At 34.3% G+C, this 1,518-nt stretch carries 1 protein-coding gene; it reads left to right on the forward strand.

The genetic code is table 11. The features are described 5' to 3' along the window. A partial coding sequence (locus tag EBF09_RS08945) for a beta strand repeat-containing protein (RefSeq protein ID WP_408609828.1) occupies positions 1-1,518 on the forward strand: 1,518 nt, incomplete at both ends.

Raw genomic sequence — 1,518 nt, forward strand, 5'->3', positions numbered from 1 at the left:
TCTCTCATTTACTACAATTTCAATTTTAAGTTCAAATGTTTATGCGGATTCTCGCTCTATTAGTGGTGGGGGCTGTAGTAGTGGAAATTGCACTATTAGTGATTCACAAAGTAGCAAGGTTACTATAAGCGGTAGTGGAGATTCTCTAACCATTACAAAAGATGGAAGTATTACTGCAAATAATAGCGAAGTTATTTTGGTGCAAGAAAGTGCGGGAGATAATATAACGATTAAAAATGAAGGAACTGTTACTAACAATAAAACAAATGGTGGTTTTGGTGTAGATATAAAAAGTGGAAATACTATCAAAGAATTTAGCAATAGTGGAAGTATTACTTCTGATAAAGAAACAATAGTTATTAGAGGTGGTGCGACGATAGAAAAATTTAACAATAGCGGAACTTTAACAAGTAATAATAGTTCTGGAATGTATATACAGGGAACTATTAAAGAATTTGAAAATGCTGGAAATGGCACAATAGAAGGCACAAATGGTATAAATATTGTAGAAGGCGGTAAAATAGAAAATTTAACTAACGATGGAACAATACAAGGACAAAATGGTATTGCTATACGAAGTGGCGGAGCAGTTGGAACAATAAATAATAAAGGCACTATCAATGCAGGAGAAGGATACTATAAAGGTGCTATCTTTGTAAATAATGGGTCTGTTTCTAATATTAATAATAATGGTTCATTGCAAGGCTCAAATGGAATACTTATAGAAAATGGGACTGTCGGAAATATAACTAATAATGGAACTATTCAGAGTGTTGGTTCTGGTAATTTTACAGGATATGGTGTTTTATTAGCCGGTGGAAAAATTGATACTTTAACAAACACAGGCACTATTATTTCAGAAGGAACTAATGCTATTCAAGTTGATGGTGGTGCTAGAATTGAAAAAGTTGAAATAAAGGGAGGTCTTGTAGAATCTCAAAAAGGAAGTGGCATTTATGTCAGCTATGGAAGCTATGGCAGTATAACTATTAATGAAACTGCAAAAGTAAAAGGAGCTAGTGCTGGTATTTCTGTGGGACAATGGCAACAAATGGGTGCATTAAGTATCGACGGAAAAGATTCTGCTGTTATTGGAGGAGAAAATGGCATTTATATTGACACAGGTTCTAGGACAAGCACCATTACACTTACAAACGGAGGCAAGATTCAAGGTGGAAATGCAGGGATTTATCTAAATAATGCATTTTTATCAGGAAATACCACTATTGATGGTGAGGGTTCTTCTATAAGCGGTGGAATAGCTGGGATTTATCTTAATAAAGGATCTTTTGATGGAACAATAGAAGTAAAAAATGGCGGAAGTATTTTTGGAGGTAGTATTACTAAAGAAGGCGAAAGTCAAAATGGCTATGGAATTGTTAATGCACAAGATGCAAAAATTAAAGGTTCTATTCTTGTAAATAGCGGGGGAAGCATTGGAGGAATCTTAAATCAAGATAATGCTTCTTTAATAGGAGATATTAAAGTAAGTGGAGCTAACTCACAAATCATTGGTGG

The sequence above is a fragment of the Helicobacter burdigaliensis genome (genome assembly GCF_003670295.1).
Taxonomy (GTDB): Bacteria; Campylobacterota; Campylobacteria; order Campylobacterales; family Helicobacteraceae; genus Helicobacter_D; species Helicobacter_D burdigaliensis.